The 8,052-nt window shown below is 64.5% G+C and carries 5 protein-coding genes; 2 read left to right on the plus strand and 3 right to left on the minus strand.

Features of this window, described 5'->3' with window-relative positions:
* Together BMZ82_RS38600 and BMZ82_RS38605 are read left to right on the plus strand one after the other, a co-directional pair.
* On the plus strand, window positions 1–1,370 hold a 1,370-nt coding region (locus BMZ82_RS38600; protein WP_256252351.1), incomplete at its 5' end, for a WD40 repeat domain-containing protein.
* A 286-nt stretch (window positions 1,371–1,656) separates the two neighbouring features.
* Window positions 1,657–4,119: a Z1 domain-containing protein gene (locus BMZ82_RS38605; RefSeq protein ID WP_093782054.1), complete on the plus strand. Its 2,463-nt coding sequence runs from the start codon at window positions 1,657–1,659 to the stop codon at window positions 4,117–4,119.
* Window positions 4,120–4,371: 252 nt separating this feature from the next.
* Here BMZ82_RS38605 and BMZ82_RS38610 read toward each other — a convergent pair whose 3' ends face one another.
* From BMZ82_RS38610 to BMZ82_RS38620, 3 genes are all read right to left on the minus strand, one after another.
* Entirely contained in the window at window positions 4,372–5,172 is an 801-nt protein-coding gene (locus tag BMZ82_RS38610; RefSeq protein WP_143099011.1) for a hypothetical protein, read from the minus strand.
* The gene (locus BMZ82_RS38615; protein ID WP_093782056.1) at window positions 5,156–7,264 is read right to left on the minus strand and encodes a hypothetical protein; all 2,109 of its coding nucleotides are present in this window, start codon (window positions 7,262–7,264) and stop codon (window positions 5,156–5,158) included. The genes BMZ82_RS38610 and BMZ82_RS38615 overlap by 17 nt, the downstream gene beginning before the upstream one ends.
* A 449-nt stretch (window positions 7,265–7,713) precedes the next feature.
* Window positions 7,714–8,052, minus strand: a 339-nt coding sequence (locus tag BMZ82_RS38620) for a transposase (RefSeq protein WP_177244880.1), incomplete at its 5' end; no start/stop codon positions are given.

An 8,052-nucleotide genomic window follows, 5' to 3' on the forward strand; every position in this document is an offset into this window, starting at 1 on the left:
ACCGCGGCCGCACGCTGCTCGCCAGCGCCGGCACCGATGCCAGGATCCGCTTGTGGGATCCGGCCACCGGCCAGGCGGTGCGTGTCCTTGCCTCGGAAGGGACGTGGATCAACGCGTTGTGTCCCGTCGTGGTGGGTCAGCACATGCTGTTGGCCAGTGCGGGCAATGGCCACGTGATACGCCTGTGGGACTGGCAGGCGGGCGTCCTCGTCCGCACGGTCGAGCAGCACACCGATTGGGTGCGTACCCTCACGTCGTTCCGGGTGGGTCGGCTCTCTGTGATGGCTAGTGCAGGGCACGACACTGCTGTGCGCTTGTGGGAGGGCAGCAGTGGTCAGATCGTGCCCGGCGGATTTGAGGGTCATACCGACTGGGTGACCAGCGTGTGTGTTCTGGCCTGGGGCGAGCACACGCTGTTGGCCAGCGCCGGCAACGACAGCGCTATTCGGCTGTGGGATGTCCAAGCCGGACCGCCCCTGCCTGCTGTTGATGAGGGTGGGGCGGTCACGGCGGTATGTGCGATGACCGTCCACGGCAAGACCTATGTGGCTTCGGCCGAAAGTGATCATCGAGTGCGTGTGCGTGACGCCGCCACCGGCGAGGTCGTCACGGTGCTTGAGGGGCATGCTGACTGGGTCCGCACCCTGTGCGTCATGCCCATCGGCGACGAATTTCACCTGGCCACCGGGGGCGACGATGGCCGCATCCTGGTCTGGGACACCGCACGCGCAACGATCCTGCGCACCCTGCCCGGTCACGATGACGCTCTGACCGGGCTGTGCCCCGTGAGGGTAGGCGGACGCACGTTGTTGGCCAGTGCCAGTAGTGACCGCACGCTGCGGCTGTGGGATCCGGCCACCCACGCCCATTGCCTGGCCCAGGAGTCCTTCGACAGCGCCATCGCGGCCTTGTCTACCGTCATCGTTGAAAGCCAGCAGCTTGTGGCCGCCGGGTTCGAGGATGGCTCTATTGTCCTGTGGGATCCCGAGCGTCGCCGCACACTGCGGGTCTGGCCAGCCCATAGTGAGCCCATCACGGCGCTGACCACCGTGTCCCTACAAGGGCAGCCCTTGCTGGTCAGCGCCGGCGATGATCGCACTATCCAGGTGTGGGATCCAGCCACTGGTCAGGCACGCCAACGTCTTGACGGACACTCCGACAAGATCACCACTTTGACGGCCGTGACGCATGGATCGCGTGGTCGCCTCATCTCCGCCAGTGACGACCGCACCCTCCGGGTGTGGGACCTGCAGGCATCCCACCCGACCATGTCCATCACGGTGCACTCCCCCGCCTGGGATGTGGCGTCCAGTGGTGACCTCGTCGTAGTGGGACTCAGCGATGGCCTGCTCGCCTTGGCACTCGAGTGAGGCGCCTCCCTGCCCGCCCCGCCATCGCCCCGTTCCATGGAAGGGTTGAGACCCCCGTGGCGCCACGACGGGCAGCCGACCGATGTCGGCGGAAAAAGAGGGGGGCCACCATGCATAAATGCGCAGCACCGTCACGCAGCGGCAGTGAGGGAGGGACGGTTATGGCGGGCGAAACGAGGAGCGGTTCGATGAGGTCCCGTATCAACGCCAAGGGGTACTTGTCTCCACTATCCCTCGCTGTCGGTCGTGAGTGCTGGGATGGCTGCACGCAGTCGGGGCAGCGCGCATGAGTAAGGACATCGACGCACTGTATGAGACGTTTCGGCTCGTGCTGGAACTGTCCCAAGCCAGGGCCCGCCTGGAACAGTTCAGTCTGGAGCCGGCTGAGATTGACGACCTGTGTGAGCGCCACGCACGGCGCGCGACGCGCGACGCGCACCACGCACCGGTGCCTGCGCAGCCCTACCCCGGACACACCACCTGGTATGCGGGCCCGCGCGACGGCGACGTGTATTGGCCTGCGCTCTTGCGTCAGCTCCAAGGCGCGGCGTTTGCAAATGAGGCGCTCACGGGTCTGGATGACGCGTCCTCGCGGATCGTGGCGAATCTGCACCATCCCAAAGAGCCCTCGTTTTCCTCCCGCGGTCTGGTGCTGACATACCCTCAATCCGGTGCCATCACAAACATCTCGGCAGTCGTCTCCAAGGCAGCCGACCGCGGATACCGGCTCTTCATTGTCCTGGCTGGCGTCCATAATGTGTTTCGCGAACAGGTACATCAGCGCCTGACACGGCAGCTCGTCCAGCCGCATCCCGACCGCTGGGTAGAACTGACCACGAGCCAGCAGGAATACACATCACCGCTCAACGCGCTGCCCAGTCTGGGCAGCGGAATGCCCATGCTCTGCGTAGTGAAGAAAAACGCCGCCGTGCTCGGCAAACTCGCCAGCTGGCTGGCACATGCCTCTAGTCTCCTCCACGAGTACCCTGCGTTGATCATAGATGTGGATGCCGATCTGCCGTCCGTAGCATCGACCAACATCAATCCCCGTGTCAGCAACATGCTCCACACCCTGCCGCGCTCGGCCTACCTGGCGTACACCAGCAGCCCTCTGACGAGTCTTCTCCTTGAGCCAGGTACGACAGATCTTTTCCCAAAGGACTTCATCGTCGCGCTACCGCGGCCGCCTCACTACACCGGAACCGAAATTCTCTTCGGCCACGGCACAAGTGAACAGGACGACCCGGAACAGGACGACGACGGATACGACATGATCCGGTTGATCCCTGACCAGGACATCAGCGACCTACGGCCCGCCGCCCGAGAGGCCGTGACCGACTTCAACCCCAGCCTTCCCGCCACATTGCGCCAGGCGGTGGAGTACTTCTGGATGGTTGCCGCGGCCCGCACGGTCCGCGCCAGCGGCACTCGCCACAACACGATGCTCATCCACACCAGCAACAACGCCACCGTTCAGGCCAGCTTCCTGGCTCCCCTTAAGGCGCTACGTGACGACATGGCTGAACGGTTGGCCTCCCCCGACTACCTCGCTTACCTGCGCCGCTCATGGCAGCAGGAAATCCAACGGGTACCCGCTGTAGACTTCGGCCAACAACCCGTAGCTTTCGACGAGCTGATCGCCTATCTGCCCACCGTGTTGCAGCACTGCCACATCCTCACGAATAACTCCAGCAGTAACACTCGCTTCGAGAACTCCCCTTACCCTGCCACCATCGTGGTCGGCGGCGGCACGCCCCTAACGCGTGGCCTCTTTTTGGAAGGCATTTCGGTGGGCTACTTCGTCACCGCCTCCTCGGCCTACGACACCCTGCAGCAGATGGAGCATTGGTTCGGCTTCCGCGCCGGCTACGGCGACCTACCACGGATCTGGATGCCCGAACAGCTCTCCGCATGGTGGCGCGAAATCGCTGACACCCAGCTCGAACTGCGCCAGCAGCTAGAGCGCGCAGCCATCGAGGACATCAGCCCGCTCAACCTTGCCGTTCAGATTCGGTCACATCCCAAGCTGCGCACCGTCACGGCAGCCAAACGGCATCAGGCGCCTTCCTCCGTCTCCTACGGCGCCAAGCGCGTGCAGACCCACTACTTCCACACCAATGCCAGCTGGCTGCGTGCCAACCTGGAAGCGGCCCGCAGCCTCGTGGCCACCGCAGCCGACCAAGCCACCCACACCGAAGCCCGCCCCGAGCTGGGCCGCTACCTCTTCCGCAACGTGCCAAGTGATGCAGTCATCAACTTCCTCGCTACCTACCAGTTCCACGAGCAGTCTGCCGACACGGACCCCAGCCTCCTCATCGACTACATCCGCAAGCGCATCACCGTGGCCGACTCGCTGCGTCAATGGAACGTGGCCATCATCGGCAAGCCCGCCGCCCACCCCGGCGAGACGCTGACCTTCGCCGAGAACATCACGGTCGGCCGAATCATCCGTTCTCGCCTCAGCGTCGCCTCGCAGCAACCCGACTTTGCCGACATCAAAACCCTTATGGGTGCACGCGATGCCGCCGTCGACCTCGCCGGCGATATCAACAACCTGAACGAACAGACCATGAGAGCAGCCCGGCGCCAACAACTGCCCCACACAGGACTGCTCGCCCTCTACCCCATCGACAAGACCTCCGCTCCCGTCTCGGCAAAGACGCACCGCGCCCCTCTCAACGCTGAAGAGCATGTCATCGGCGTCGGTCTCGTCTTCCCCCATCCCACCACCACAGACTCCACCGTCTGATTCCTCCCGACTCAACCGCCGCCAGGTACAAGCTCTTTCAGACGCCAAGCTGCCGGTGAACCACGGAGAGCCGTCGTAAGTGACGTCTCGTAGGCTGGGAGCATGGCTCGGGGCCGACTGCCTGGAGGGGCGCTGTGGGCCTGCGCGACGATCTCCGCCAGAAGGAATGGCGGGAGGCATGGCGGGACACTCTCTCCGGGATCGACGCCATCGCTAGCGCTGGCCCTCCACCCGGCTAAGCATTCCAATCAATCAAGGTTTTGCTTCCCCTGCCATCCCTCGGCGTGGCGGGCGGCTTGAGAGGTGTCCGTTGGCGGACTGCACCTGCGTTGCGATGGAACGCAGGTGGTCCGCAAGTTGTGGCTGGTCGTAGCGGGTGAAAATCTGCGCGAGGCTCTCGACGAGGTTCGTGCGGGCGGGCGTGTCGAGGTCCTGCACGAAGGTCTGGAGCAGGTGGGCGACTTGGACCCAAGCGGTGTGCGGGGCGTAAGTGGTGATTTCTCGCGTCAGTTGACTCAGTGCTTCGATGGTGTTTTGGTCGGCTGCTTGTGGCTGGTGGATGAGCCAGTAGGCGAGAGCCAGTGTGGGCGTCGTGGACAAGGCCCGGTGTAATTCCTCTGCCTGGTACTGGCGTTGTCGGTTGGTCTGCTCGGTGAGGGCATTGTCGTGCATCCGACGCTGTAGGCAGACGACCGCCTCGACGTCTGAGCTCTCAACTGTCAGCTGCACCCGGGCCCACAGGAGGCGGACGGGAGCATCGACGAGGTCGTGTGAGGTGCCCAGTCGGCTGTTGATATGGGCTTGGGCCGCCTGGTGTTCCGTCAGGGGATACAGGCCCGACACGGCGCGGGCCGTTTCAAGAGCATGGTGAGTGGCAGCCGCGCGGGGGTCCTGGTGGTGCCGGGCGGCTGGTGTTTCTTCCCATCGACCGGTCAGGTGTGCATGGAAGTGGTAACCGGAGGCGTCGCTGGGGAGCGCGTACGGGTTGTCGGTGTCGGTGAGCTGGCCGGCCCGCGGGGCGGGCCAGCCGGTTCGGTCACGGTTGCGGCGCATGAGGGTCAGGGGGTGCGGCGGGGTCTTCGGCCCTCATGCGGGTCGATAGCTCGTCGCGCAGGCGGGCGGCGTCGCTGGGCTGCGGCGAGGGCGGTGCAGGGATCCAGCTGAAGAGCAGGTTCTGCATGGCGATCATGCGTCGTGCGCTGTAGTGCGGGTCGGTGGGACGGTGCACCGCGCTCAGGAAGATCTGCTGAATCGTCGAACTGAGGTCCGGGGTATCGAGAGCTGTCTGCATCCAGTAGCCAAACGCTTGGGCCACAATCGGAGACCAGTCGTCCGTAGGCAAAGCGTTGCGCCACATGTCGCTGAGCCACACTGTCGTAATCTGCTCGTCCGTCAGGAGAGCGGGTCCGTCAGGTGTACGGCGGGCGGCGAGGTAGGCGAACGTGCTTTGTGCCGCTGCCTGCTGGGGTTTCCGGTGGTCCCCGGCCCACTGGGTGAGCTGCTTGTGGATGGCGGGGCGCTGGTCGTCCTGGTCCCACAGGCTGTTGAGGGCTTGGCTGATGGCGGCGGTGACCTCGTCGCTGTGCACGGCGTTCTGATCGACTGGCGTGGCCAGCTCAGCGATTCTGCTCAGCATGCTGGTCGGATAGATGGTGGCCAGCCGCTGGAAGGCGCGGATGAGGACGACTTTGAAGTCCGCGCTGAGGGTGTCCGTGTCCCTGACCCATCTGCGGTAGGCACTGCGGGCCAGAGCCCCGGCGCGGTCGTCGATTGCGGCAAGCACCAGCAGGTCGCATGCGACGTCGGTGTGGGACGAGGACCATTGCTCGGCCAGAAAGCGAAGGAGGTTCGTCCTGCGGTGACGTGCGGTGTAGTGCACGGTCCAGTGGCTGACACGCTGGGCCAGTGGTGCGGTCAGGTCTGCTCCACCGAGTGCGGTGACTTGAGCGGCGGTCCAGCGGGTGAACTCCTCCAGAAGGTGGGGACGGTCGTCGAGAAAGTAGTCGACGACCGCTTCGGCGTAGTTGTGGTACCGGAAGCGGATGGTGCCGTCCGGCTGCAGCTCGGCGTTAGCCGTGTGGGTCAGCGCCACGACCCCCAGTCCCTGCTGTCCGTTGCGGGGTTCGGGCTTCTCGTTGAGCGCCGTGGCCAGGCTGGCGGATGCCCGGTAAATCTTGTCCGAGCTCGCACCCTCCAGTACGGCTGCAGCCAGGAGGTAGTTGCGGTAGGCGCTGTCGTTGTGGGTGTTGTGCCAGTTGAGAAGTTCGGTGCGCCAGTCTTCGGCGGCCTTGACTACTTCCAGGACCAAGCCCTTGAAGTACTCGGTGTCAGGTGCCGCGTCGGATCCGAGGCTACCTTTGCAGCGTTCGATGTCCTCGGTGGTGATGATGGCGTTCGCCCAAGCCGCCATCTTCGCCGGCAGGAGGGGGGTGATGCCCCTGCTGATGGGATCGGACGACAGCCAATTGTCGATGTTGATCGCGAACGGCGCCTGTAGCAGTTGCTTGCGCAGGATGTGCTCGCGTGGTGGCCCTTCCAGGGGCCTGGCGATTTCGGTTGCTCCCTGACCGCATTGGGCCCAGGCCGTGGTGCTCATGAGCACGACGAGACAGGATCCCTCGGGCAGCCGGTCTGTGTCCTCTTCCAGTTCGCGGCCGAAGCCGCCTGGAGGCTGTTCGGCGCGCAGGTCCAGGATCCATCCGGTATGAGGCTCTTGCAGTCCTGCCATGTCGAACGGCGCATTTGGTTCCCGGCGTACCTGACGGATGGTGTCGCCAACGCGACGGCGCAGCACGTCCAGGGCAGTGCTGAAGCGGCCGCTGCCGTCTGCTCCTGTCAGGACAACGACCGGCCATTGGTCCAGGATCTTGCTGATGGCCTGGTAGTCGTCTTCGTCGCGGACGTAGGTCTTCAACTGCGTGGCGACTTCTGCTGGGGGTAGTGCGATGCCCCGCAGTCGGCGGATTCCCTGCTCAATGAGGGTGCCGATGACAATGCCGCGGTTCGTGCCGATGCGCTGGCTGACCTGTCCGCTCCAGCTGGACTCGGTTAGCTCATCGTGGAGATCCGTGTCCCCGGAGCTGCCGTCGTCGTCAGGAGATCCTTGCTCTATAGGAGCGTCGGACTCCTCCGATGCATGCGGCACCGCGGGCTCATCGGGAAGGTCGGGAGCAAGCGGGGCTTCATGCCCGCCAGGTTGGTGCAGGTTGGATAACTCCGTCGGTGTGTCAGGAGCCAGCCCTGCGAGGCGATGTGCAGAGGGTGGGGCAGCGGTCGGGGGCGCTTCCGGTGTCTGCGGCATTGGGGCGCTGGAGGTCACGGGCAATCCTTCTTGAGACTGTCGGGACAGTGAGGTTCAGCGCTCGGGCCGGCTGGGTGGGCTACCGATGTTCCGGGCGCGCATGCCGGTGACTGTGGCGCCTTCGGCAACAGTGGTGATGTCCTGGTCTGTCCCCGCGTAGCCGCTGATGGTGTCATCGGCATGCATACCAGTGACATGGCCCTGCACAGTGTGGATCTTCTGCCGTGAGAAGGGGCCGGAGGGTTGCCGGTCCTCCTCTCCCTGGAACGTCAGCCGTTGCCCGTAGAGGTCTTCTAGTGTCCTGAGTCGTTAATTCGTGTGCAGTATGCGGCGAGGGTGTCGAGGATGTCGTCGGCGGTCTTCGTCCAGACGAACGGCTTGGGGTTCTTGTTCCACTCGTTGATCCAGCCGCGGATGTCGCGTTCGAGTTCGACCACGCTGCGGTGGGCCGAGCGGCGGAGTTTGCGGCAGGTCAGTTCGGCGAACCAGCGCTCGACGAGGTTGAGCCAGGACGCCGAGGTGGGGGTGAAGTGCAGGTGGAAGCGGGGGTGGCGAAGCAGCCACTTCTTGACCGGCTCGGTCTTGTGGGTGGCGTAGTTGTCCAGGACCAGGTGGAGTTCGAGATCCTTGGG

Source organism: Streptomyces sp. yr375, assembly GCF_900110755.1.
In the GTDB taxonomy this organism is placed as follows: Bacteria; Actinomycetota; Actinomycetes; order Streptomycetales; family Streptomycetaceae; genus Streptomyces.